We start from the raw sequence: 23,963 nt of genomic DNA, 5'->3' as shown, positions 1-23,963 counted from the left end.
GAGCGAAAGAGTAAATTTGCAAAAACTGCACGTTCACTCTTTCGCTCTCTCGCTCTTTCATCGCACCGGCGACCCGGTCTTTATTTATGAACCGTACCGTACTTTTTTTTATCCTGCCCGTCATTCTCCTGTTAATTGACTGGTACGTTTTTCAGGCCATTAAAACCGTTAGTCGATCCGCAACGGAAAATACGCAGCGAATAATTGCCATTGCCTTCTGGGGGTTTACAGCAGTGTCGCTGTTGCTGTATGTAATCATGCAATTAGTGCCTCCCGATTCTATTAGTCGCAATATGCGGACGTTTATGTGGGCCGTCATTGCGATTCCTTATTTCTCAAAAATCTTTGCCGTACTCATTATATTAATTGATGATATTGGCCGGTTCTTTCGCTGGATCATATCTCTATTTTACAAACCCGAAGTTCGCGAAGCCGTTGAGGATTCGACCCGCCAAACCATACCCGCTACCGACACTATTTCACGCTCCGATTTTCTGATGAAGACGGCACTGGTGGTGGGAGCCATTCCGCTGGCAGGATTCACCTGGGGTATAGTATCGGGTGCCCATGACTACCGCATCCGGCGCATTAAGTTACCCATGAAAAACCTGCCATCAGGATTTAATGGCATCACAATTGCACAAATCTCGGATATTCATTCCGGTAGTTTCTTCAACAAAACGGCCGTACGCGGTGGCGTTGACATGTTGCTTGGTCAGAAGCCTGACCTCGTGTTTTTTACTGGCGACCTGGTGAACAGCCACGCTGAAGAGGTAAACAGCTACATTGACGTATTCAACAAAGTGAAAGCACCATTGGGTGTATACTCAACGCTGGGTAATCATGACTACGGAAAGTATGTGCAATGGCCGAATGCTCAGGCCGAACGGCAAAATGTGCTGAACGTTGTGGCAGCTCATAAGCAAATGGGCTGGAACATCTTGATGGATGAACATAAAATACTGGAGCAGAACGGGGATAAAATCGCGCTTATTGGCGTGCAGAACCTTGGTTTCGGTCCGGCGGCCCTACGCGCTGGAAATCTTGCCAAAGCTTACAAGGGCACTGAAGACTATCCCGTTAAACTATTACTGTCGCACGATCCCACACATTGGGATGCCGAAGTGCGGCCAAGTTTTGGGGATATAGACGTTCAGTTCAGTGGCCATACGCACGGTGCTCAGTTTGGTGTTGACCTGGGTGATGTCAGGTGGAGCCCGGCGCAGTATTTTTATAAACAATGGGCTGGGTTATATGAGCAAGGCAATCAACGGTTGTATGTCAATCGGGGCTATGGGTATATTGGTTACCCGGGCCGGGTTGGTATTCTGCCGGAGATTACAATTTTTGAGTTAGTGAAGGCATAGTTTCTAACTAAATCCTTACTCTTTCCGTTACCTCTAATCAACTAACCATCAAACACACATGAAAATAATTTTTATAACCGGGCTTTCTTTCTTTATGTCGTTATTGGCTTACGTAACGCCAGTTAAAGAAACCCGGCAAACGACCATTCCCGTTTGCCATACGCCCGGAAACGATATGTCGTTACTGGCAGCAAACCCGGCGTTTCAGCAGTTACACATTAGTCCATTGCCATTCACGTACAAGGGCGCGGGAGAAATGGTTACGTTTCCAACGCCCGATGGCCAATCTGCCAGCGGATTTATGATAAAGTCCCAAAAGCCATCTGATAAATGGCTACTGGTTTACCAGGAATGGTGGGGTCTAAATGACAATATCAAAAAAGAAGCTGAGAAGTATTACAGTGATCTGAAAGATGTAAATGTACTGGCCCTGGATATGTATGATGGCAAAGTAGCCACTGAGCCATCGGAAGCGGGCAAGTTGATGAGTGCCGCCAGTAAAGACCGACTTGCCAGCATTATGAAAGGGGGCATTGCTTACGCAGGTCCCAAGGCTGAATTTGCCAGCGTTGGCTGGTGCTTCGGTGGTATGTTGTCGCTCCAGTCTGCTATGCTGGAAGGTAAGCAGGCAAAAGGCTGTGTAATGTATTATGGTCGGCCTGAGCAGGATGTTGAAAAATTGAAAACACTTAATACCGATGTAATCGGTTTTTTCGGTACGCAGGATAAAGGTATTACGCCAGAATCGGTGAAGACGTTTGAAGAGAACATGCAGAAAGCCGGTGAGAAACTGACTGTCAAAATGTATGATGCCGGACACGGCTTTGCTAATCCAAGTAATCCGGTTTATAACAAGGAGGCCGCAGCTGATTCCTATAAGTTGGCTTTAGCCTATTTAAAAAGCAAACTGAAAGCATAATTCACTGCTTCATCTTCTCTTTTAAAAGCCTGACTATGTTCTCATGGTCAGGCTTTTAGTTAAATTTTTACTAATTTATTGTCGTTTTCATTAAACGCTGGGCTTCACAATTTGTCTAACAAACAGAAGCTAAATGCATACGCCGATGGACATATAGAGATAGGGGTAGCGTGTCAACAGGATAGGCACAATGACCGTGGTAGTGCGTTTGGGTAACTAGGCGTAAAGGCTATTCACTACACCTCTTTAAAAATAAATTGTTTCACAAACTATCTAATGATCAACACTATGAAAACGATAAAAATGATTCCATTGCTCGTGGCTGGATTATTAGTTGCGATAATGACAAGTTGTGGTCCTAGCTATGTAAGCACAGGCGCTGGTTATGGAGGATACGGGGCACGGCCATACTATGGCAATAGTTATGGCTACAGTCCTTACGGATATTACCGGCCACCCGTTGTGGTACGTCGTCCGCCGGTTGTAATCCGTCAGCGTTACTACACACCGGCTCCCCGTTACAATAATAATCGTGGGAGCAGCCCAAATGCTCGTAGCGGGAGTAGGGGTAGCTACAACGGCGGTAGTCGTTCACGCGGACCAAGGTAAGGTTTGAATGGATGAAAAGTTTACAAAAACACCGGCTCATACAACGAGCCGGTGTTTTTTGGTATAAAGTTTATTCTAATAGGGTAAACTGCTGATATGCAGCGCGAAGTCACCCGATTCTATCAAGGGTTTGTTCGTGGTAGGCAAATCATAGAGATAAACCCAGCAATCAGCGACTTGCTCATTGAATTGCACCGGTATGATAGCCCGGATAAATTCGGTCGGGTGCTCAAAGTCATCACCAACACCTTCGTAATAATCCAGGTAAGTCAGCGTCGTTTCTTTTTGGTTGCCAATGTCATAAACGGTACCGCATACGCGGGTATCAGCATCTTCCTGATAAATGGCACCGGGGTAACTTCCCATGTTAAATACCTGGCCAGCAAAGGCACCTTCTCCTATCAGACGGCCCCGATTACGCAGGTACAGCGCGAATTGGTTATCAAAAGGAGGCCGAAGGGTGCCGTAAACGATCAGAAAGTCAGGATTCGGACTCATTCAGAAAATGTAGCTTGCTGGATGACGAAAGTAGTTATTTTGACGTTAATATAGAAAGCAGGCCTTATTATGAGAAAGATAAACGTACTTCTGTTGGTTATTACATCATTGATGGTAGTCGAGTTACCATTGGAAACGATGGCCTCCTCTCCCACCACTTCTTCAGAAATGTCGATCTTTAAACGCAAGCGCAAAGGCTATAAAGCCAAGCGTGGCGGGCTGTTTAATACTGGTCTTTTCCGTAAGAAAAATGCTTGTGGCTGCCCAAAGCATTAAGCAACTGTTAAGAAATTGTATTTTTACAAGAACTAGGTCCTTGAATGGGCTTTTTTCGTTTTATTACTTGTAAAAATCTGTGTTTCAGTGTATAATTTCGTACCTTTGCGCTAAAATTAGCTGGACCGGGATCTATTTGATTTCCATGATTATTTATACCTCGTTCCAGAAGGATACTATAAATCATGAAAATCAATTGAATCAGCTAGAAACTGGTTCATACAGTGTATGCAATCAATTCGTAATATAGCTATCATCGCCCACGTTGACCACGGCAAAACTACGCTGGTCGACAAGATTATTCACGCATCCAAACTTTTTCGGGACAATCAGGAATTCGGCGACCTGATTTTGGATAACAACGACCTTGAGCGGGAACGGGGTATTACCATCGTTTCCAAAAACGTGTCGGTTCGGTACAATGACGTTAAAATCAATATCATCGATACACCAGGTCACAGTGACTTTGGCGGTGAAGTGGAACGTGTTCTGAAAATGGCCGATGGCGTTTGTCTGCTGGTCGACGCTTTTGAAGGAGCCATGCCACAAACCCGTTTTGTGTTAAGCAAAGCGCTACAATTGGGCCTGAAGCCAATTGTGATCATCAATAAAGTCGACAAAGAGAACTGCCGTCCAGAGGAGGTTCACGAACAGGTGTTCGACCTGATGTTCAACCTGGGTGCTACGGAAGACCAGCTGGATTTCCCGACGGTTTATGGTTCGTCCAAACAAGGTTGGATGGGTCCGGACTGGAAAACTCCTACTGATAATATCACGTATCTTCTTGATACCATTGTAGCAACTATTCCTGCCCCCCCTATGAACGAAGGGCTGCCACAGATGCAGATCACATCGCTCGATTACTCGGCTTTCGTTGGTCGTATCGCTATCGGACGGGTGCATCGGGGCACGCTGAAAGAAGGTGCCAACATGGGCCTTGTGAAGTCGGATGGCTCGGTGAAACGGGTGAAGGTCAAAGAACTTCAATCTTTTGAAGGACTTGGTAAGGTTAAAGTGACAGAGGTTGCCTGTGGCGATATCTGCGCTGTAACCGGCCTGGAAGATTTCGAGATTGGCGATACGCTAACGGACTTCGAAACACCGGAAGCTATCACCCGAATTTCGGTGGATGAGCCAACCATGAACATGTTGTTCACCATAAACAACTCGCCATTTTTTGGTAAGGAAGGTAAGTTTGTTACCTCTCGTCACCTACGTGAGCGGCTCTACAAGGAAATTGAGAAAAACCTGGCGTTGCGCGTCGAAAACACGGATAGCGAAGATCGCTTCCTGGTTTATGGGCGGGGTATTCTTCACTTGTCGGTGTTGATAGAGACAATGCGTCGGGAAGGCTATGAGTTACAGGTAGGCCAGCCTCAGGTATTGTATAAAGAAGACGAGAACGGCCATAAGTTAGAGCCGATTGAGACGCTCGTGGTCGACGTGCCCGAAGAAACGGCCGGTAAGGTAATTGAACTGGCAACGCAGCGGAAAGGAGAATTGCTGATTATGGAGCCAAAAGGCGACCTGCAGCATCTTGAGTTCGACATCCCATCGCGTGGGTTGATTGGCCTTCGTTCTAACGTTCTGACAGCTACATTCGGTGAAGCTGTTATGAGCCACCGGTTTAAAGAGTATCAGGAATACAAAGGACCCATTGCCGAGCGTATCAACGGGTCGCTTATTTCAATGACCAGTGGTATGGCTACTGCCTACTCAATTGACAAGCTTCAAGATCGGGGCTCATTCTTTATTGAGCCAGGCGATGAGATTTATACGGGTCAGGTAATTGGCGAACACAACCGCCAAAACGATATTGTTGTCAACGTGCAAACCGCAAAACAATTGACTAACATGCGGGCCTCGGGTTCGGACAATAACGTGAAGATTGCTCCTAAGATATCGTTCTCGCTGGAAGAGTGCATGGAATATATCCAGAAGGACGAGTACCTTGAGGTGACACCTAAAGCGTTGCGGATTCGCAAGATTTTCCTGGATGAGAATGAGCGTAAACGCAACCAAAACAAATTTGCTATGGCGTAAGCACGCAGCAACCGAGCACAAAAAAAATCCACTGATTAATCAGTGGATTTTTTTGTGCTGTTAAGATAAACCAGCTAATTCTTCACAAACGATCTACTCAAATAAAAGGCAAGAGTTGGTGTGTTTTCGACGGGGACAATGACCGGCTTTTCGGCATAAGCCGGACTCTCAATGGAGGCTCTGGATTTCGCGTATTGTACCTGTTTTTGTGCCTGTTGGTATCCGGCAATGAAAAGTAAACTACCAACAAAAAGAGAAACTAACTTTTTCATAACTATAATTTGTGATGGCGAGCACTAATTATTACCTTATTATTCAACTAATAATGAGTGTTAAACTAGCTGATCAATAACCGACTCTTATTTTATCGTTCGATGTATCGATCAAACTCTGTAGAGTTTGTTACCAATCTTTAGACGCTGAAATCAGCAAATAGATACAACTTGCGGGTCTCTAATTCACACATATGTTGAATTAGTGTACGTCAGTTGAAACCTTACCGCACATTGTATCTAGTTGGTAAAACTCAGAAATGGCTAAATTGTTAGCTCATTTATACTGAATGACGATTAAATTTACAAGCCCTCTCAAAAACCAATCCCCATTCTGATTGCCATGCGGTTGTACACGCGGGTTTCGTGCTTCGCCAGTTCATTGTAAAATAAAGGCATATCGGCTTCCGCAGCCTGACGTTTATAACTTAGCGACATGACGAAATTGGCATTGGATGGCTTGCCAATCCGGAAGCCGATACCGGGCGAAATGATCCAGCCACCGGTGGTTTTATAGCCCGTTACATCTTCGTTGAGCCAGGCAAATCCCCAGCCCGTATCTAAACTGCTGAAAATTCGCAGATTTTTGTTGTTCGGCCTAGCCAAATCATAACGTAAGCCCGCGCATACGGGTATCAACAAGGCCGTGTTGTACCAGTCAACCCCAACGGTAGCTCCCACGGCCAAACGCGGATGCAACAGAACGCCGTTGAAGGTTTGGGCCGTCAGGTTAACCCGTTTAGCTACCGACTCCGAAAAAGTAACGCCGTTGTTATAGCGGACCTGGCCAAACGTAGCTCCCAATTCGGTCATGTTCGTGAATACTGGCTTGAAAGGCGTTGTTTGCCCCCAAACCAGCAGGGGCAGTAAGCCCATCAGCAGAAAAGTGATTTTTTTCATGATGAACCGATAATTAGTACGGACGATTGACTGACAATTTACTTACCTGACGCAGTTGCGCCGGATTGGTGTAATCGAATTGATACAACCCATCTTTCCCAATCAACAGCAATGTTTTGTTGAGCGGAATTACATCGTAGGCATCCTGACCCGTTATCTGACTTAACTGCTTGATATTCAGTGGAGAACTGGCATCGAAACTCTTTAGTCCAAATGCCCCTTCACAGATGAATAGATTTGGGAAATCGACACCGAGGCCATGCGGATTTTGCATGGGGTAGCTTTTGAGTAGGGTAGGACTGGAAAGATTACTGATATCCACTACATCCAATTGATTGGTATACCCACTACACGCAGTTCCGTTTCGTAAGGTAACGTAAGCAATATCGCCATCTACTACCACAGGGTCGCACACGCGGGCGTGCTGGAAAACCGATAGCCGGACGGGATTAGCCGGGTTACTATTGTCGTAAATAAACATGCCCGTCTGGGAGCCAATGAAGAGTTTGTCCTTGTACGGAAAAATGGTTTCAATACCACTCCCTAAACTGATGCGGCTTTTGGCACTGGGTTTAGCCGCATTCTCAATGTCGAACAGTTGCATATCCGACTGGCCAACCGTGTAAAGAAAATTATTATACAAGGCAAACCGGGCCATCGAACCCGCCGTGCCGTTATTATTGGGCTGACTTGCCAACTGTATCGAACTGAAACTCAGGGTCGCCCTATCACAGCCAGGACAGCTGGCCCAACTGCCGGGGCTGGAACCGTCGCAATCGGTTTTGATGGTTTCCGTTACATACTCTACACGCTGGTCGCTGAGGGTGAGCGTTTGAGCATTTATGTTCCACCAGCCACCTTCAAACTGCCCATTCGAAAACACTGACTCTACGCGGCTTACTTCGCGGGGCTGAGCTGGATTACTGATGTCGAACGCTACCAAATCCATATAGCTGTCAGCGTATAGGATGTTGTTCCGAACGGCCATGTCGCCATTGCCCGGAATTCTGAGAAACGCAATTGGCTGAGGCAACGCGGGATTGCGGTTGTCAATAATATGAATTCCCTCTTTCAGTTCATTGATGAACAGGAATCCACCTTTGGTGTAAATTTTGCCCGGTTTGTGGAGTGCCTGAACTGCTTCTACACGCACGCCTGCCCGTACCTGCTGAACTGTCAGTGTAACGGGCGTATATCGGCGGAAGGTACGTGTCTGTTCGCATTTATCGGTGCAGCCAGTGAGCCAGGTGGCTACCAGCAGAAAAAGTAAATGTGTGGTTTTCATGCGGGGTCTCTGCGTCAAGGTTTTACGCAGAGACCCCGCATGAAAAGAAATCGTTGGAATGAATAGCAAAAAATTACCCGGCTGTCCTGATTACGGCCGGGTAATGTTGGTTCTTACACAAAAAGACAAACTATTATCGTTGTAGAAAAGAGCGGTAGGCTAGCAAAAAGACAGCCTGCGTACTTCTGCAATTTGCTCAAAGAGGCTTTTTAAACCCCTCATAGTCAGTTTACTCTTTCATAAATCATGAAATGAGGTGACTCACCACCATGGCGTAAGCGGAGTTTATCCGGCGTTATCATGTCGAAGCGTACAACAGCCCTCAAATTGGTGAAATAACGCTGCTCGAATTCAGTGGCCTTGAGAGTACCTGCTTTTTTTGTGCTTCCCAGATTTTCCGCAGACATCATACCATCAATAGTGGCAAACAAACGCACATTATAGTCGTTTACCGATGATTTTCCATTGGCCAGGAATGGGGTTATGTCAAGCGGTGGGTTAGCGGTATCCAGGGCAAAAGTTAAGGTTACCGTATAGGAAGAATCTGGCTCAACAAGCCGCCATGTACCCACTAAACTGGCAATCTGAGGTGCCAAAACAACGTCTCTACTTCTACATCCATTAAATGCGATAAGTAAAGCAGGAATTAGAAAAACTTTCGTTAAAAATCTCATGAATTTGTTTTAGTTGGATCGGCAATCTTTCCAATGAATAGGATCGTTCCGGTTGTTTTTTCATGAATAACAAAAACAAAGGGTCGGTCAATGAGTGTTGGTAGTTGCACGGATGTTGTAACAACACCTACAGACGTAACAGCGGCCGCTTCTGTTCCTTTTTCATCGACAGCAACGAATGTGTTCTGCTTCACAAAGCTAAGTGTTAACCCTCCTTTCGTATTTATTTTAGTAAAATCTGCCCGATCCGTAAAAGCAGTAGGCATACCCATAGCACTCAACACATTATTGAGTATGATGTCATAATTCAGTGTAAACTTGGGCAGACCAATATCTATTCTACCCAGTATCATACCTTTCTGAATTTTTGCCCATTCAGCGCTGGTCAAACCGCTAATCAGTGCATCTGCCGTTGTGCTTTCTGAAGGCAACAAAACGGTCATGGCAAACTTTCCGGTACCGTAGGGAAACTCAATGGCCTGGTAGTTAGCCTGGAAGAAACGATTCAGGTTAGTTTCAAGGCGCATCATGCGTACTGTTTTCGACTCGCCTGAAGCAAGTTTGAAAGGGGAATCAATAGTCTTATCAGTATCGAAAGGCGTTTTCCAATCGCCTTTAAAATAGAGAGCGTTCAGCAGAAACATGATATTATCAGGCTGGATCTTATCAATAACTTTAGGGATTCTGCCCTTCGTTTGCTCACTGGCCCAGCTATTGATTTTGGTCACCGTAGCTGGATCGTTAAAATCCTGTGCAGATACCTGCGCCTTAAAAGTCTGTTTAAGGAGATCCTGAAAGGTGTTTTCTACCTGGAAGGTGTTTCGATACCAGACCGAATTGGCGAGTGTCAATGTTACACTGGGGTCCACTCCCGGCAGGTTTTCAAGTAGATTCTGATACGTTGCGTTTGCCTCGGTCAACGTCTGGGCATCCAGTTTTAATGCTTTCTGAATTTCCTGCGCTGTTTGGCCATTAGCCCCATTTAATACCATGCCCAGCGCAATGTGCAAACTAAGCGGAGAAATGAAAACATTCTTGGCCTGCCCTTCCTGAGCAACTACCCGTTTGGCCGCTTCGAAAGCAAATTGCGTTGTCTGATCGGCAAAAGGAGCCGATACGCGCAACTCACTGGCGGTGCCTGACCCAGGATTTGGATTTACAGAAGTGCTTTTACAACTTATAGCTGCCAGCAGAATGCTGAAGAAACAAATGATTGTATTGGAAAATAAGGTCGTTTTCATGACAAAGTTGACAAGGTTAAAAACGCACTGTTATCAAAACCAGTTTATTGATGACAGGCTCATGGACAGGTTTTAAATGTATTTCGCTGCGTACGTAAGATATCAACCAGCGTCTCAAATCCGGGAATTGTTTTACCGTACGGAAATGTAACCCGGTGTTTCTGATTGTCTACCTGTATCTCAATGTATTCGGCACCCCCGTCAGTGCAGTCGGGACAACCCAATACGTTCGCTATTTTACCAAATGCATCCAGATTAGCCAGCGTTTTAATGTCATTCCACTGAGTCTGGTTAATTGCTGACTGACAGCTTCGGGGTGTTACCTGAGCCTGAGGGAGTGCACCATTCTGTGCCAGCGTAACACTAGTGCCGTTGAAAACATAATCGTTTCTGCAATAACCGGCGCACATATTAAACGAAGTTCCGGTGCGAATAGTGAGTTTATCCGTGGCCGTATTCTGTGCAGTTTGTGGCGTGAGATTACTCATGCAACGAACAAAAACGACAACAAGCAATACTACTACAATATACTTCATGCTAAAGTGGGTTAAAAATGATAGTCGACCCCCAATGTCATACCGGCCGTAGTTGGCTGGCTTTGTACCTGCGAATGCGCCTGTGTAACTAACCCTATCGAGGGCTGATAGACACCCGCCAATGAAGCTGACCATTGGACCGAAGGCTGGTAGCGGAAGCGGGCTCCCACAATAGCGGCAAACGAAACGGGCCGGTAAATCTCGTCCTTCGTCGTAACAATAATCTCATTATCAACCGTATTCCGGATGAAAATGTTGGAGATGAAGCCACCCAGTACGGCAAGACTCAGGCGTTTCCGGGGCCTTAGCTGATAACCAACCTGAACCGGAACCTGAACAAACTGATAATCATTGGTGAGCATCTGATTGGTTTTACCGCTATAGGTGGGTTGTACATATGCACCGTTGGCAAAATTAGCCTGATCTAGGCTGGTGTTCTTCGGCCCATTGGCACTGCTGTTTCGCAGAGCGTCTACGTACAAATTCCCGGTGGTTGTTCTAATGTCATTAGTGGCAACTATACCATTAGCGGAAAGTTGAGCGGGGGTATCGACCGTTGAGCGACCTGTCAAAAATCCGACGCCCGTTTCTATCGACCAGCGCTTGTTGAGCAACGCGCCAGCCGTGAACTGGTAGGCCATGGAGAAATTGGCCCGACTGGTAACCGTTTGAGCCTGATAAGCACTATTAGCAACAGCCATATTTTTAAGTACACCAGCATTGGCCAACGATGCCATCTGTACGGAGACCATTGGGTTAAAGGCTCCGGGCATGATATTCGCTGAGGCCCAAAGATCCCGGCTCTTTTGCTTCGACGTAGAGACCTGCGGTTGCGCTGTTGCCTCTGATGGCCGGAACCATACGATTCTGTAGATATGACCGAACTCATGCAGACGAATCGGCTTGCCCCTAAGCGTTTTTAGCTGATTAGAATTCTCTGTACTGAGTGAAGACTGGTCTTCCCGAACAAATGAGGCAGTTGCTACAGAACTAGCCCCAAGAGTACTCATCAGATTGCTTACCGTTCTGGTGGGCGGCTCAGTGCCACCTGGTAGTACCGGCAGCTCACCTAAAACCGGCATTTTGTTGACTGGTACCGTAGTAAGCTGTGACAATAATCCGTCGGCGGGCTGATTTTTTCGAGTCGGTACAGACAAATCATACGACTGCTTGGAGCCTCCTTTAGCCGATGATACACTCCGCTTAGTCGCCTGTTCAATGGGAGGTACAGGTTTTTTTTGTGACTCGTAGGCTAATGAGTTTTCCGGTACCGTGGCTTTCGGAAATGCAGGTGTCACACCCGTTTGACGCTGGTCCGACAATCTGGATTGCTCACTATCAGTTGGTACAGGCATAACCCACCAGCCTACTAGTAGTAATGCCACAGCTGCAGCCAGCCCCGTACCCCACAGCAATGGGCGGGATGAAGCCAATCCTGCTCCCCAGAGGGGGACTACTTTTGAATTGCTTGACTCATCGAGTTGCCGTTCTATAGCATCCCAAACACGGGACGGAGGGGCTTCGGCCGCTTCGTCGAATGTCTTGCGCCACATATCGGCCGGTATTTTCTTCTCTAATTCATCCATTTTGTAATCAATGATAGGGGGTCAGACAAGTGGTTTACGACCTTCTGCAGAGTGCTCATCAGTAAATCGACTATCGGCTTGTATTTTTTGTTGTAATAAATCTCGGGCGCGGGCATATTGCGATTTAGAGGTTCCTTCGGCAATGTCAAGCATCTTTGCAATTTCGGGATGGTTATACCCTTCTATTGCGTATAGATTGAACACCATTCGGCAACCGGGAGGTAACTCCTGAACGAGCTGTAGCAGGTATTTATAATTCAGAGCGGGCAAGCTTTCATCGGCCTGCGGCAGCACTGAAGCCATTTCCTGTACATCTATACTATCATTACTCATTGTTTCCCAGGGCTTCTGTTTTCTCAAAAACTTCAACGCGGTATTGATAACAATTCGTTTTAGCCAGGCTTCCAGTGGGCACTCAAACCGAAAGGTGTCAATGTGTCGAAATATTTTGACGAAGGCATCCTGCAAGACATCTTCGGCTTCATCGGCATCTTTTACGTATCGTTTGCAAACGACAAAGAGCTTCCCGGCATACCGCTCATAGAGCAGTCGCTGCACAATTCGGTCCTGCCGTCGGCATCCTTCTACCAATGCGTATTCATCCTGCATAGCATCCTTGACAGGTATAAGACTCCTGTCATAATCAAACAGTTGGAAGCGGTTCTACTTTTTTTGTGACCTTCGTTTAAGTCTATGACGTCTACGATAATTGCTGTTAAATAGTATGTCGATGCTTATCTTTGATAATCCCTTACCAGTTAAGTACGTATGAATCGTCGTCATTTACTGCAGTATTCGCTGAGTGCCGGGCTCGCTGCCTTACTGCAACCCGCCTTTTCCCGCGTTCATGCATCTGAGGTTCGCTTCCGCATTGGTGCCTGCGACTGGTCTATCGGTCCGGCCGGGGATCGTAATGCATTCAAGGTAGCAAAACAAATTGGTCTGGATGGGGTACAGGTTAGTTTGAATACAAAAACAGATTATGAACATCTGCGCCAGCCAGCTATGCAACGTGCCTGCAGAGAAGCTGCCCAACAGGCTGGCGTTGCCATTGGTGGTTTGGCCATTGGCCTCTTGAATGAAATCCCGTACAAATCGGATGCCCGCACCGAAGCCTGGGTGCAGGATAGTGTCGATGTCGCAAAAGCGTTGGGTGTTAAAACCGTGTTGCTGGCATTTTTTAACAACAATGACTTACGGAATGATAAAGAAGGTGTGCAGGTAGTTGTTGAACGATTGAAAGCTGTAGCACCCAAAGCCGAAAAAGCAGGTGTCGTGCTGGGAATCGAATCCTGGCTGTCGGCACCCGAACATATGGCCATTCTGGATGCCGTTGGTTCACCCGCCGTTAAAGTCTACTACGACGTTTGCAATTCGTCGGTTATGGGCTACAACGTTTTTCAGGAAATCAGAGACCTCGGTAAAGAGCGCATCTGCGAATTCCATCTGAAAGAGAACGGCCATTTGCTTGGTAAAGGGCAGGTTGATCTGGTAAAGGTGCGGCAGGCCATCGAGGCTATCGGGTACGAAGGATGGCTCCAGATTGAAGGGGCCGTTCCGGCAGGAAAACCAATGTTAGAAAGTTATCAATATAATAATAAGACCGTTCGGTCGCTGTTTAGTTAACCAGTGAAGTGACTAGTAAATTAGCCGGAATACCTTGTGCAGCAATGCGCAAATGCGCTGACCGGCCTGTAAAACAACCAATGAAAACAATCTTTTCTCTCAGTCCTATCCCACTGGCTGCCATTGGGTTTTTGTATCTGGCCGGACAAACGTACCAGTCTGTACCCCAAAAGGATTCAACTAATAGGTATCAAAATCACCAGAACGTGGTGGCTGCTGATTCTGGACAGCTTTATCTTCCCAACGATTTGGAAGCTACCCTCTGGGCTGAATCCCCCACGTTCAATAATCCAACGAACATGGATATTGATGCTAAAGGGCGGGTCTGGATTACGGAAGCCGTTAACTACCGGAAATTCAATAACAAGGCCGAAACCCGTCTCAACCACCCCGAGGGAGAACGCATCATGATTTTGGAAGATACCGATGGAGATGGCAAAGCAGATAACAGCAAAGTTTTCGTGCAGGACCCTGACCTGGTATCTCCGCTTGGGATTGCGGTTATTGGTAACAAGGTGATCGTATCATGCGCTCCTAACCTTGTCGTGTATACCGACGAAAACGGCGATGATAAACCCGACCGGAAAGAGATTATGTTAACTGGCTTCGGGGGCTTTGACCATGACCATTCATTGCACGCACTGGTAGCAGGCCCGGACGGAAAGTATTATTTCAATACGGGCAATGCTGGCCCGCATATCGTGACCGATATTGATGGCTGGACCCTAAGGACAGGGAGTTTATACGTAGGAGGGACACCGTACAACAAGCTGAACAAGGGGAATCAGGTAAGTGACGATGGCCGGGTCTGGACGGGTGGTATGGCCTTACGCATAAATCCGGATGGATCCCATCTGAAAGTAATGGCGCATAATTTCCGTAACAATTACGAAACCGCGCTGGATTCTTACGGTAATATGTGGCAGAATGACAACGACGATCAAGTGGTAGCCTGCCGTACAAGCTGGCTGATGGAAGGAGCCAACGCGGGGTATTTCAGTAGTGATGGTACGCGTTACTGGCAGGGGGATCAGCGCCCCGGCCAGTCGATTCCAACAGCACACTGGCACCAAGAGGACCCCGGCGTTATGCCGGTCGGCGACATTACGGGAGCTGGGTCGCCAACGGGTATGGTTATGTATGAAGGTGATGAACTCGGTCCGCAGTATCGGGGAATGTTGCTCAGTGCCGATGCCGGTCGGAACGTCATTTTTAGCTATAAACCTGAACCTTCCGGTGCGGGCTACCGACTTCCGCGAACGGATTTTATCAGCACATTTCCAGAAGTGGATGCCAATTACAAATGGGATGCTGCCACCAGCGATACCCGCAAATGGTTCCGGCCCAGCGATGTAGCAGTGGGGACGGATGGAGCCATCTACATCACCGACTGGTACGACCCCGTTGTAGGTGGGCATCAGATGAAGGATCAAAAAGGGTATGGCCGTATTTACCGGATTACGCCAAAAGGTAAAAAGCTTAAAGCACCTAAGATTGATTTACGAACAACGCAGGGGCAAATTGCCGCTCTTTGTAGTCCGGCGGTCAATGTTCGGGTACTGGGCTTTGAGGCACTGGCCAAACAGGGTGAAAAAGTCATTGAACCCGTAATGGGCCTGTTGGCCTCGCCGAATCCTTATTTTAGGGCACGCGCTGTTTTTCTGTTAGCCCAGCTCGGGGCCGAGGGTCAGTTTGAGGTTGAGCGGCTTTTGAAAGCTGTTGATGCGCCGGTTCGGCTGGTGGCACTACGGGCGTTGCGTAGCATAACACCCGCAAATTCTAAAGCGATTCCGACCCTTACGGCTTCCCAGAAGGCTCTATTGCCTCTACTGGGTAACCTATCTATAGACCGAAACGCGGCTGTTCGGAGGGAAGTGGCCGTAGCTATTCGGGATATCCCGTTTGATGAGTGCCGGTTTATCCTGAACAACCTGGTTAAAGGATATGATGGGAAGGACCCCTGGTATTTGAATGCATTGGGTGAAGCCGCTGACGGTAAAGAGGAGGCATTGTTTTTTGACTTGCGTCAAACAATGCCCGAAGACCCTGCCGACTGGGACCAGCGAACGGCCGACCTTGTTTGGGAGTTCCACCCGCCGTCTGCCGTTCCGATGCTGAAAAAACGAGCCGATAACGTTTCTTTAACCGCAACGGCCCGGCAGCAGGCTATCGTCACGATTGGGTTTATCAAGAGTGAGCCAGCTGCGAAGGCAATGCTGGAGCTATCGAAATCGACGGATAAGACCGTGGCGGAGCAGGCCCGGTACTGGTTGGGATTCCGGCGGGGCAACGACTGGGCCAAATTCCTGAACTGGAATGAAGTGATGCCTGCCAGCACATCACCAGAGGAGCAAAAAATGCTGACCAACCGTCAGGTTCTCCTGGATGAAAACACTACCCCCGACGAAAAACGAAAAATGGCGATCACCATGTCCAAAGATGCTGAAGGAGCGAAGCTATTGATTGGCCTTGCCGCTGACGGAAAACTGTCGGAGGATTTAATCAAGGCGGCTGGACCCGGTATTCGAACCAACAAGGACCAAACGGTTAAAACAATGGGCAAAGAGTATTTTCCCTGGAAATCCCCAACGCAGGCAGTCACCGAGAAACCCCAGCCGGTGGCTGAGAAGCCTTCGATTGCCGGTAGTTCCCCGGTTCAATCAAGGGCTGACGCAGAGGAGAAAAAGGCGACAATGGAAAAAGAGCCGGTCAAAACGGTTCCTGTATCAACGGTGCCGGTGCAGGCCGTATCGGTAGAGACGAAAGAGGAAAATGCTCCCGTGCCTGACAGAGTCGAAAAAATGAGCAACGATGATCCGGCTATCGCCCAGATTGCGATGCTTTCGGGTAATAGCCAGAAAGGACAAACGGTTTTCAAAACGTACTGTATCACCTGCCATCGGCATGGTCAGCAGGGGGCCGACGTTGGTCCGGAATTGACCCAGATTCACCAGAAATTTGATAAGAATGCCTTATTAGATAATATCGTTCATCCTAATGCGGGAATTGCCTTCGGCTACGAGCCCTGGCTGGTTACAACCAAAAAGGGGCAGACGTATTATGGATTTTTGGTAAGCGATGGAGCTGAGTCGCTGGTAGTTAAAGGGATAAAAGGCCAGAAGCATACAATACCAACAGATGAGGTTTTCTCCCGTCGGCAGTATAAAACCAGTCTGATGCCCGATCCTACGGCGTTAGGTATGTCGAACCAACAACTGGCGGATTTGACTGCGTTTTTGTTGAAGAGGTAGATGCGAAACTGGGTTATTTCACGGAATAACCCAGCTTTTTGAGGTCTCCAGCCGTTAGGTTGAGTACGTTAATATCCAGCTTAATGGGTGTAAGGAGTGTATTGGTCGAATCCGACTTAACGGCAACAATGGCATCTATCAAGTCCATCCCTTTGAAAACCTGTCCGAATATGGTGTAGTTGTCATCGAGACGGGGAAGCCCTTTTTTGTTCTGCACGACGTAAAACTGGCAACCCGCAGAAAGCTTATCCGGATTATTATCACGACCGGCACCCACTGCTCCGTATACGTGCCGTATAGCTGGGTTGAATTCAGGCTTTAGTAGATAAGGCGAACCAGCAAAACCCGCCGGAGTGTCGGGGCATCCGCCCTGCGCCACAAAATTGTTGATGACCCGATTGAAGGTAAGCGTATCCCAGTACCCTTCGTTGGCAAGTTTGATAAAGCTAGCTTTATGAACAGGTGTTTCGTCATACAACCAGAAAAGCACCTCTCCAGAATCTACCTTTATTTGACCAATCGGGTACGTTTTTTCAACTTCGGGCTGTACGAAAAACGGAAGGAGATAAGCGAACAACGCAAGAAGTGTAGGCATAGCAGGAGGGAGTATGAGCCAATTAAGGCTAAATATACTTACTGGAACCAATTAAACCCTTTTACTCGTACCAAGGTCTTAGTAAAGAATGTTGTGGAAAAATTGATCTTTCCACATCTACCTCAACAACCTGCCATCACTGAAATCTATGTTCGCTTACCTGACTCTTTTTCTCGCCCTGTTTTCCCTAGCCGCTTCTGCCCAGAATAAACCCATGCCCGATTATGCCCGTGATTGGAGACGCGCTGACTCACTGGCGGCCAAAGGATTACCAAAATTGGCCCTGGAAATTGCCAATCGAATTTATAAAGAAGCTAAGGCCCAGAACAACTATCCGCAGGTGGCCAAAGCGGCCATGTCTCGGATGATCTTCCGTAGTTACTCTGATGAAGATGCGTATAAAGAATTGGTCCGTTCATTACAAATGGATGTTGCCGACACGCCCGAACCGGCAAGGTCCGTTTTGCAATCGGTTTTGGCGGATGTGTACTGGCAGTATTTTCAGCAAAACCGCTACAAATTCTATAATCGGGCCACGATAGGCCGCGCAACGATAGGTGGAAAGGCCAACACTGGAACTAACCAAACCACAACTTCAACCGATTCAACGGCAGACTTCACAACCTGGGATGCCAGTCGGATAGTTGAGGCTGTAACATATGCCTATCTGGCATCTGTTCAGCAAAAGGCCCTGTTGCAGAAAACGCCCATTGTCGCCTACGATGCCCTGCTGGACAAAGGGGACCCGGATGCGCGTCTGCTTCGGCCTACGCTGTATGACCTGCTCGCTCACCGGGCTATCGACTTCTTTCAGAATACCGAGCCGGACTTACTGAAGCCTGTTTTTCGGTTTGAACTGAACCAATCAAATTACTTTTCTAATCCCGAAACGTTTACCAGACTTACTATCCAAAGCCGCGACTCGCTGTCGGGCCGTTATCAGGCATTGTTGCTGTACCAGCAAGTACTGGCTTTTCACCTGAATGATGCCTCACCCGACGCATTGGCGGATACGGATGTGCAACGGCTGGAATTTGTTCATCGACATAGTACGCTGCCGAAGCGTGATTCATTATACCGAAAAACGCTGAACGACCAGATTGCCCGGTATAAAAACCGACCGACTGAGGCAGTTTATGCCTTCCAGCTAGCGCAGTTTCTGGCGAATACGGGTAGTCCGGTTCGGCCGTTGGATGATGCCGATGATCCCACAGTACCACAAGCGGACTCGTCCCGCTGGAATCGGAAACGGGCCGCCGATAGTTGCCGCGATATTATCAAACGATTCCCCAAAACACTACAGGCTAAACAAGCGGCTCAACTATTGAGTCGCCTGACAGCCCCTACGGTTACTGTACAGATAGAGCAGGTGAACGCACCGGATAAACCATTTCGGGCACTGGTCAGCTATCAGAACGTTAATAAGCTGCTGTACCGAATTTTCCGGGTCACAGCCGCTGAGACGCAGACGTTCCGGGATAATAATGGAAATGAGGAGCAACGGAAGAAATTATATGCCGCGTGGCTCAAACGACCTTTTGTCGCTGAATCGTCCGTTGCCCTGCCCAATGATGGCGACCTCAATCAGCATTCGGTCGAGATGCCGGTTAAGGGGTTGCCCACCGGGCATTATATCCTGTTAGCCACATCGGACGACACTTTTCTGGCTAAGACGGAGTCCGTTCAATTCGTGTCCTTTACTGTATCGGGACTTAGTTATATGCTGTCTTCAGCAACAAACGTAGCTACCGAATCGATTGTTGTAACGAATCGATTGACGGGTGAACCCATTCCGAACGCAACGGTAACGGCTGTTGGCCCTAAATCGTTAGCGACCATAAAAACATACAAAACCAACATTAATGGCTGGGTTAAGATTTCGGAGAGTGAGCTGCCCCTGCAAACGGCCTTTCAATACCTGATTTCGCTGGAAGCAGATACCATTTTCTCGGATCAGCAATACAATTACCACATCGATACCGAAGGAAACCTGGAGCAGTTGCAAACGCACGTCAACCTCTTTACCGATAGGGCCATCTATCGTCCCGGTCAGTTGATTTACGTAAAGGGTTTGCTGTACGCTGGCAAAACGAATCAGTTTGCGATAAACCCGAATCAGGATGTCACACTCGATTTCCTCGACCAGAACGGTGAGAGCATCGCAAAGCAGACCCTGAAAACCAATGAATTTGGCACGTTCAATACCAGTTTCACGGCTCCTGTTGGACGAGTAACTGGTCAGATGACCCTGCAAACACCTTTTGGAAGTGCTGCTATTCGAGTAGAAGAGTACAAGCGTCCTACGTTCGAAGTAAAAGCCAAACCAATCACGCAGTCCTTCAAACTCGGTCAGACGGTTACGGTATCGGCTACTATCAACACCTTTTCGGGCGCCGTTGTCGATGGTGCCGAGGTCCGCTACCGGGTCACGCGTCAACTCCGGCCCCGCTGGGATTGGTGGTCGGGCGGGTACGGCGGTTTTAGAGGGCCACGAAACTCCAGTCAGACCGAGATTACGAACGGCGCAGCACAAACGGATGCTCAGGGGAACGTTAGCATCACTTTTAGGGCTGAACCCGACCTTGGGCAGGCCCGCGTTACTAACCCGGTTTTCGATTTTGTCGTCACCATCGACGCAACGGATAAGGCGGGCGAAACCCGTTCGGCCACGAAGACGCTCAGTATTGGCTACACTGCTTTGCAAATCAGTTTGACCATTCCGCCACAGGTGGAAATAAGCGAACCCACTACGGTTCCGGTAAAGATTACTAACCAGTCGGGGGAGCGGGTAACGGCAAAAGGTCAGTTGATAATTTATCGATTGCAACCCCCGGCACGTCCACTGCGTGAACGCCTGTGGCAGCGACCCGATAGGTCCGTTTTGAGCAAGGCAGAATTTGAAAAGCTGTTCCCGAACGATGTGTATGCCAATGAAAACGACCCGCGTTCGTGGCCGAAAGGAGAAATCGTACAGCAGCAACCGATCAATTCTCCTGCCGATTCACTCATCAACCTTACTCCCAACCGGTATACCCCGGGCGAATATGTAGCTGAACTAACCGTAACTGACTCGACGGGCGAGAAAGTTACGGAACAAGCTTTTTTTGCCGCTATAAACGACAAACAACCTACCGCATCCGCCCGCCCTGATAATTGGGTACAAGTTCGTAAGGCAACTGCCGAACCGGGCGAAGAAGCCGTTTTCTGGGTTGGAAACGCCACACCGGGTTGGGTATTGATGACGGTAGAAGAAGATCGTAAACTTGTACGGCAAGAGTGGCTTAAGACGGATGGTAAACCACGGCGTGTGACGTTGCCCGTTACCGAAAAACAACGGGGTGGTTTTGCTGTGCATTTCGCGATGATCCAAAACGGGCGGCTATACCAGAAATCGCAGACGATAACCGTGCCGTTTACCAATAAACAACTGAGTATAGAAACCCAGACGTTCCGCGACAAACTTAAGCCCGGTGAGCGTGAGGAATGGACATTGCTCATAAAGGGGCTGGATAAAACACCCGCCGAGCTGGTTGCGACGCTATACGATGCGTCCCTGGATACGTTCGTCCCCCTAAACTGGCCCACGTCTATTTATCAACCCTACATGCCTATTTTCTACGACTGGCGTTCTGCTAGTTTCGGTGTGCAGGGTACCAATCCTTTGTTCTATTACTACCGTCCTGAACCTGCCGTGCCGGTTCGGCAATATGATAAGTTATTGGCCAACTACGGAGATAAAAGGGCGAAAGTGTTCGGTCGGGAAATTTCTGGTAGTGGTGGTGCTCCTAACCTTCGAATGGCAAAGGGTGCAATAGCTATGGCGGCTCCAATGCAAGACAGAGCGAATGCAATGGAAGTCGTAGAACTGGCCCCAGCTATAGCCGCTGAACCTGTGCAACCTAAATCGGCCCAATCTCCTGTTGTCAATCCGCGCCGGAACTTTAACGAAACAGCTTTTTTTCTGCCGAATCTAAAGACTGATGAGCAGGGTAGGACCGTGTTGAAATTTACGATGCCGGAAGCACTCACGCGCTGGCGGTTGCTGGCCTTCGCTCACACCAAAGACCTAAAAACGGGTACACTGGAACGGGAAATTATTACGCAAAAGGAACTGATGATCACGGCCAACGCCCCCCGTTTCCTGCGAGAGGGTGACACCATCCGCATTCAGGCCGGCGTCAATAACCTGAGTGATAAAACGCTGGATGTAACGGCAAGCCTTGGCTTGATGAATGCTTTGACAGGTGAACCCATTGACCAAAAACTGGTAAAAAGCAGTCTGCAAACGACCGCTACCGTTGCGGCTGGTCAGGGACAGGCCGTGGGTTGGACGCTGGTTATCCCGGCGGGGCTGGATGCGGTAACCTGTCGCTTTACGGCGAAATCAGGTTCGTTTACGGATGGCGAAGAGTTCACCGTACCTATCTTGCCAAACCGAATGCTGGTTACGGATACCAAACCATTCTGGATAAATGGCCCGGCAACAAAGTCGTTTACCCTAAAGGAACTGACCGGGTTAAATCCGGAAATACCCGCCCAGCACGAACGGCTAACGGTGGAGGTAACGGGCAACCCTGCCTGGTACGCACTCCAGTCATTGCCGTACCTGATGGAATACCGGTACGAATGCGCCGAGCAGTTGTTCAGTCGGCTATACGCCAATAGCCTGGCGGCTCATATCGTAAACAGTAGACCCGAATTCCGGCAAGTGATTGATACCTGGCAGAAAAATCCACCAAAGTCGCCACTTGAAACAAATGAAGAACTAAAAGCCGTTACCCTCGAAAACTCGCCCTGGCTGGCCAGCGCCCGATCCGAAACCGAGCGTCAGGCCAAACTAGGTCAACTGTTGGATGCTAATCGCATGGCGAGTGAACAGCGGCTGGCATTCGAGAAACTGCAACAGTTGCAAACGCCAGAAGGTGGTTTCCGCTGGTTTGGTGGTATGCCGCCGGATTTATCCATGACGCTCCATATCCTGAGTGGATTTGGACATCTGGCCAAACTGGGCCGGTCTGCCGGTGCGGTTCAGTTCCCGGATGATTTACAGCTAAAACTGGCCGCGATGCAAACCAACGCTATTCGTTACGCTGATGCCGAAATGAAGCGGTGGATGGATGACCAGAAAAAGGCTGATGCCCAAAAGAAGGGTAAAGTCGTTGGGTCGTGGTACTTCTCCGCGACGCAGTACCTCTACGCCCGCAGCTTCTATCTGGACAAACCGGTCGATAAAGCGCTTCTCTCTTTCGTGAAAAGTCAGATAGCCGCCGATTGGACGAAGCAATCATTGCAGGGGCAGGCATTAGCGGCAATGGCGCTCAATCGTTTTGGTGATACTAAAATCGCCAATGGGATTATCAATTCGATGCGGGAGCGGTCAACGAAATCAGACGAGTTGGGTATGTTCTGGCCAGATAACGTGAGCGGTTTGCAGTGGTATCAAACGCCCATCGAAACCCAGTCGTATCTGATCGAAGCCTTCGGTGAAATCAATCCAGTGTTGGCGGAAGTCGACGATATGAAACGCTGGTTGCTGCGTCAGAAACAAACCCAGTCGTGGTCATCCACCAAAGCCACTACTGAGGCCGTTTATGCCCTGCTGTTACGGGGTAGCAGTTGGCTCAGTACGGGCGTAACCACGCAGGTTAGTCTGGGTGGCCAGTCCATCGAGAGTCGGGTTACGAAAGCCGATGCTATTACGGGTTACGAGAAAGTAACCTACACGGCTGCTGAAATCAAGCCAGAGATGGGTAATATCAGCATCACGAAAAAGAATGATGGTCCGGCCTGGGGCGCATTGTACTGGCAGCATTTTGAGCCACTAGACAAAGTAATGCCTGGCAGCGCGGGGTTGTCGGTGCAAAAAAACCTGTATGTGCAGCACGATTCACCCAGTGGGCCAATCAGTACACCCGTTACTGAAAAAACGCCCCTAAAACCCGGAGACCTCATCAAAGTCCGCCTGATCCTCAAAACGGATCGTCTGATGGAATATGTTCACCTGAAAGACAGCCGGGCATCAGGTTTCGAGCCAATAGCGGCTTTGTCGGGCTACAAATACCAGAACGGTTTAGGGTATTACGAATCCCCCCGAGATGCCAGCACGGATTTCTTTATGAACTATGTGCCCGTGGGTACGCACATTTTCGAATATGACCTGCGCGTTGCCCAAACCGGCGATTTTTCGGCGGGTGTGGCTACCGTACAGTGTTTTTATGCCCCGGAATTTTCAGCTCATTCGGCGGGAGAGCGAGTGAGTGTTGGGCAAAAGTAAGTGTGGAAGAA

17 protein-coding genes are annotated in these 23,963 nt (G+C 48.4%); 7 read left to right on the top strand and 10 right to left on the bottom strand.

Annotation, left to right across the window (positions count from 1 at the left end):
* Positions 1-86: 86 nt before the first annotated feature.
* Positions 87-1,367, top strand: coding sequence for a metallophosphoesterase (locus B156_RS0106600; protein ID WP_018618874.1), 1,281 nt, complete (start codon positions 87-89; stop codon positions 1,365-1,367).
* Positions 1,368-1,425: 58 nt separating this feature from the next.
* Positions 1,426-2,286 carry a dienelactone hydrolase family protein gene (locus tag B156_RS0106595; protein ID WP_018618873.1) on the top strand — a complete coding sequence of 287 codons (861 nt, stop codon included), beginning with the start codon at positions 1,426-1,428 and terminating at the stop codon, positions 2,284-2,286.
* Between the two features lie 684 nt (positions 2,287-2,970).
* On the opposite strand, the gene B156_RS0106590 is transcribed toward B156_RS0106595, so the two are convergent.
* On the bottom strand, positions 2,971-3,393 hold the full coding sequence (locus B156_RS0106590) for a gamma-glutamylcyclotransferase family protein (RefSeq protein ID WP_018618872.1): 423 nt from the start codon (positions 3,391-3,393) through the stop codon (positions 2,971-2,973).
* 69 nt (positions 3,394-3,462) lie between these two features.
* Between B156_RS0106590 and B156_RS31265 the strand changes: the two genes are divergently transcribed.
* Both B156_RS31265 and typA read left to right on the top strand, forming a co-directional pair.
* On the top strand, positions 3,463-3,669 hold the full coding sequence (locus tag B156_RS31265) for a hypothetical protein (protein WP_157626932.1): 207 nt from the start codon (positions 3,463-3,465) through the stop codon (positions 3,667-3,669).
* 228 nt (positions 3,670-3,897) lie between these two features.
* Positions 3,898-5,712 carry a translational GTPase TypA gene (typA, locus tag B156_RS0106580; protein WP_018618870.1) on the top strand — a complete coding sequence of 605 codons (1,815 nt, stop codon included), beginning with the start codon at positions 3,898-3,900 and terminating at the stop codon, positions 5,710-5,712.
* A gap of 74 nt (positions 5,713-5,786) precedes the next feature.
* Here typA and B156_RS0106575 read toward each other — a convergent pair whose 3' ends face one another.
* The 8 genes from B156_RS0106575 to B156_RS0106540 all read right to left on the bottom strand — a co-directional run bounded on the left by B156_RS0106575 (position 5,787) and on the right by B156_RS0106540 (position 12,815).
* Positions 5,787-5,984, bottom strand: a complete 198-nt coding sequence (locus B156_RS0106575) for a hypothetical protein (protein WP_018618869.1) — start codon at positions 5,982-5,984, stop codon at positions 5,787-5,789.
* A 315-nt stretch (positions 5,985-6,299) separates the two neighbouring features.
* A complete protein-coding gene (locus B156_RS0106570) occupies positions 6,300-6,884 on the bottom strand; it encodes a hypothetical protein (RefSeq protein WP_018618868.1) in 585 nt (194 codons plus the stop codon).
* 13 nt (positions 6,885-6,897) lie between these two features.
* Positions 6,898-8,169: an LVIVD repeat-containing protein gene (locus B156_RS0106565; RefSeq protein WP_018618867.1), complete on the bottom strand. Its 1,272-nt coding sequence runs from the start codon at positions 8,167-8,169 to the stop codon at positions 6,898-6,900.
* A gap of 224 nt (positions 8,170-8,393) precedes the next feature.
* Positions 8,394-8,843, bottom strand: a complete 450-nt coding sequence (locus B156_RS0106560) for an META domain-containing protein (protein WP_018618866.1) — start codon at positions 8,841-8,843, stop codon at positions 8,394-8,396.
* Positions 8,840-10,084: a serpin family protein gene (locus tag B156_RS0106555; protein ID WP_018618865.1), complete on the bottom strand. Its 1,245-nt coding sequence runs from the start codon at positions 10,082-10,084 to the stop codon at positions 8,840-8,842. Before B156_RS0106555 ends, B156_RS0106560 begins: the two co-directional genes overlap by 4 nt.
* 59 nt (positions 10,085-10,143) lie before the next feature.
* Positions 10,144-10,620 (bottom strand): hypothetical protein, encoded by a 477-nt coding sequence (locus B156_RS0106550; protein ID WP_018618864.1) that lies wholly within the window; start codon positions 10,618-10,620, stop codon positions 10,144-10,146.
* 11 nt (positions 10,621-10,631) lie between these two features.
* The gene (locus B156_RS0106545) at positions 10,632-12,206 is read right to left on the bottom strand and encodes a hypothetical protein (RefSeq protein WP_018618863.1); all 1,575 of its coding nucleotides are present in this window, start codon (positions 12,204-12,206) and stop codon (positions 10,632-10,634) included.
* A 21-nt stretch (positions 12,207-12,227) separates the two neighbouring features.
* The gene (locus tag B156_RS0106540) at positions 12,228-12,815 is read right to left on the bottom strand and encodes an RNA polymerase sigma factor (protein WP_018618862.1); all 588 of its coding nucleotides are present in this window, start codon (positions 12,813-12,815) and stop codon (positions 12,228-12,230) included.
* Positions 12,816-12,974: 159 nt separating this feature from the next.
* Here B156_RS0106540 and B156_RS0106535 point away from each other — a divergent pair, with 159 nt between their 5' ends.
* Together B156_RS0106535 and B156_RS0106530 are read left to right on the top strand one after the other, a co-directional pair.
* Positions 12,975-13,832 carry a sugar phosphate isomerase/epimerase family protein gene (locus tag B156_RS0106535; protein ID WP_018618861.1) on the top strand — a complete coding sequence of 286 codons (858 nt, stop codon included), beginning with the start codon at positions 12,975-12,977 and terminating at the stop codon, positions 13,830-13,832.
* Between the two features lie 80 nt (positions 13,833-13,912).
* Positions 13,913-17,083 carry a PVC-type heme-binding CxxCH protein gene (locus B156_RS0106530; RefSeq protein ID WP_018618860.1) on the top strand — a complete coding sequence of 1,057 codons (3,171 nt, stop codon included), beginning with the start codon at positions 13,913-13,915 and terminating at the stop codon, positions 17,081-17,083.
* Positions 17,084-17,096: 13 nt separating this feature from the next.
* On the opposite strand, the gene B156_RS0106525 is transcribed toward B156_RS0106530, so the two are convergent.
* Positions 17,097-17,678 carry a peptidylprolyl isomerase gene (locus B156_RS0106525; RefSeq protein WP_018618859.1) on the bottom strand — a complete coding sequence of 194 codons (582 nt, stop codon included), beginning with the start codon at positions 17,676-17,678 and terminating at the stop codon, positions 17,097-17,099.
* Positions 17,679-17,826: 148 nt separating this feature from the next.
* On the opposite strand from B156_RS0106525, the gene B156_RS0106520 reads away from it, so the two are divergent.
* Positions 17,827-23,952, top strand: coding sequence for an alpha-2-macroglobulin family protein (locus B156_RS0106520; protein WP_018618858.1), 6,126 nt, complete (start codon positions 17,827-17,829; stop codon positions 23,950-23,952).
* Positions 23,953-23,963 lie beyond the last annotated feature (11 nt).

Source organism: Spirosoma luteum DSM 19990, from assembly GCF_000374065.1.
GTDB lineage: Bacteria > Bacteroidota > Bacteroidia > Cytophagales > Spirosomataceae > Spirosoma > Spirosoma luteum.
The sequence above is the reverse complement of the archived record's forward strand: the minus strand, read 5'-3'. Positions and strand labels throughout refer to the sequence as shown.

Bases quoted from the DNA above. Each gene is read 5' to 3' on its own strand.
- B156_RS0106600 (WP_018618874.1), top strand. From the start codon at position 87: ATGAACCGTACCGTACTTTTTTTTATCCTGCCCGTCATTCTCCTGTTA.
- B156_RS0106595 (WP_018618873.1), top strand. From the start codon at position 1,426: ATGAAAATAATTTTTATAACCGGGCTTTCTTTCTTTATGTCGTTATTG.
- B156_RS0106590 (WP_018618872.1), bottom strand. From the start codon at position 3,393: ATGAGTCCGAATCCTGACTTTCTGATCGTTTACGGCACCCTTCGGCCT.
- B156_RS31265 (WP_157626932.1), top strand. From the start codon at position 3,463: ATGAGAAAGATAAACGTACTTCTGTTGGTTATTACATCATTGATGGTA.
- typA (WP_018618870.1), top strand. From the start codon at position 3,898: ATGCAATCAATTCGTAATATAGCTATCATCGCCCACGTTGACCACGGC.
- B156_RS0106575 (WP_018618869.1), bottom strand. From the start codon at position 5,984: ATGAAAAAGTTAGTTTCTCTTTTTGTTGGTAGTTTACTTTTCATTGCC.
- B156_RS0106570 (WP_018618868.1), bottom strand. From the start codon at position 6,884: ATGAAAAAAATCACTTTTCTGCTGATGGGCTTACTGCCCCTGCTGGTT.
- B156_RS0106565 (WP_018618867.1), bottom strand. From the start codon at position 8,169: ATGAAAACCACACATTTACTTTTTCTGCTGGTAGCCACCTGGCTCACT.
- B156_RS0106560 (WP_018618866.1), bottom strand. From the start codon at position 8,843: ATGAGATTTTTAACGAAAGTTTTTCTAATTCCTGCTTTACTTATCGCA.
- B156_RS0106555 (WP_018618865.1), bottom strand. From the start codon at position 10,084: ATGAAAACGACCTTATTTTCCAATACAATCATTTGTTTCTTCAGCATT.
- B156_RS0106550 (WP_018618864.1), bottom strand. From the start codon at position 10,620: ATGAAGTATATTGTAGTAGTATTGCTTGTTGTCGTTTTTGTTCGTTGC.
- B156_RS0106545 (WP_018618863.1), bottom strand. From the start codon at position 12,206: ATGGATGAATTAGAGAAGAAAATACCGGCCGATATGTGGCGCAAGACA.
- B156_RS0106540 (WP_018618862.1), bottom strand. From the start codon at position 12,815: ATGCAGGATGAATACGCATTGGTAGAAGGATGCCGACGGCAGGACCGA.
- B156_RS0106535 (WP_018618861.1), top strand. From the start codon at position 12,975: ATGAATCGTCGTCATTTACTGCAGTATTCGCTGAGTGCCGGGCTCGCT.
- B156_RS0106530 (WP_018618860.1), top strand. From the start codon at position 13,913: ATGAAAACAATCTTTTCTCTCAGTCCTATCCCACTGGCTGCCATTGGG.
- B156_RS0106525 (WP_018618859.1), bottom strand. From the start codon at position 17,678: ATGCCTACACTTCTTGCGTTGTTCGCTTATCTCCTTCCGTTTTTCGTA.
- B156_RS0106520 (WP_018618858.1), top strand. From the start codon at position 17,827: ATGTTCGCTTACCTGACTCTTTTTCTCGCCCTGTTTTCCCTAGCCGCT.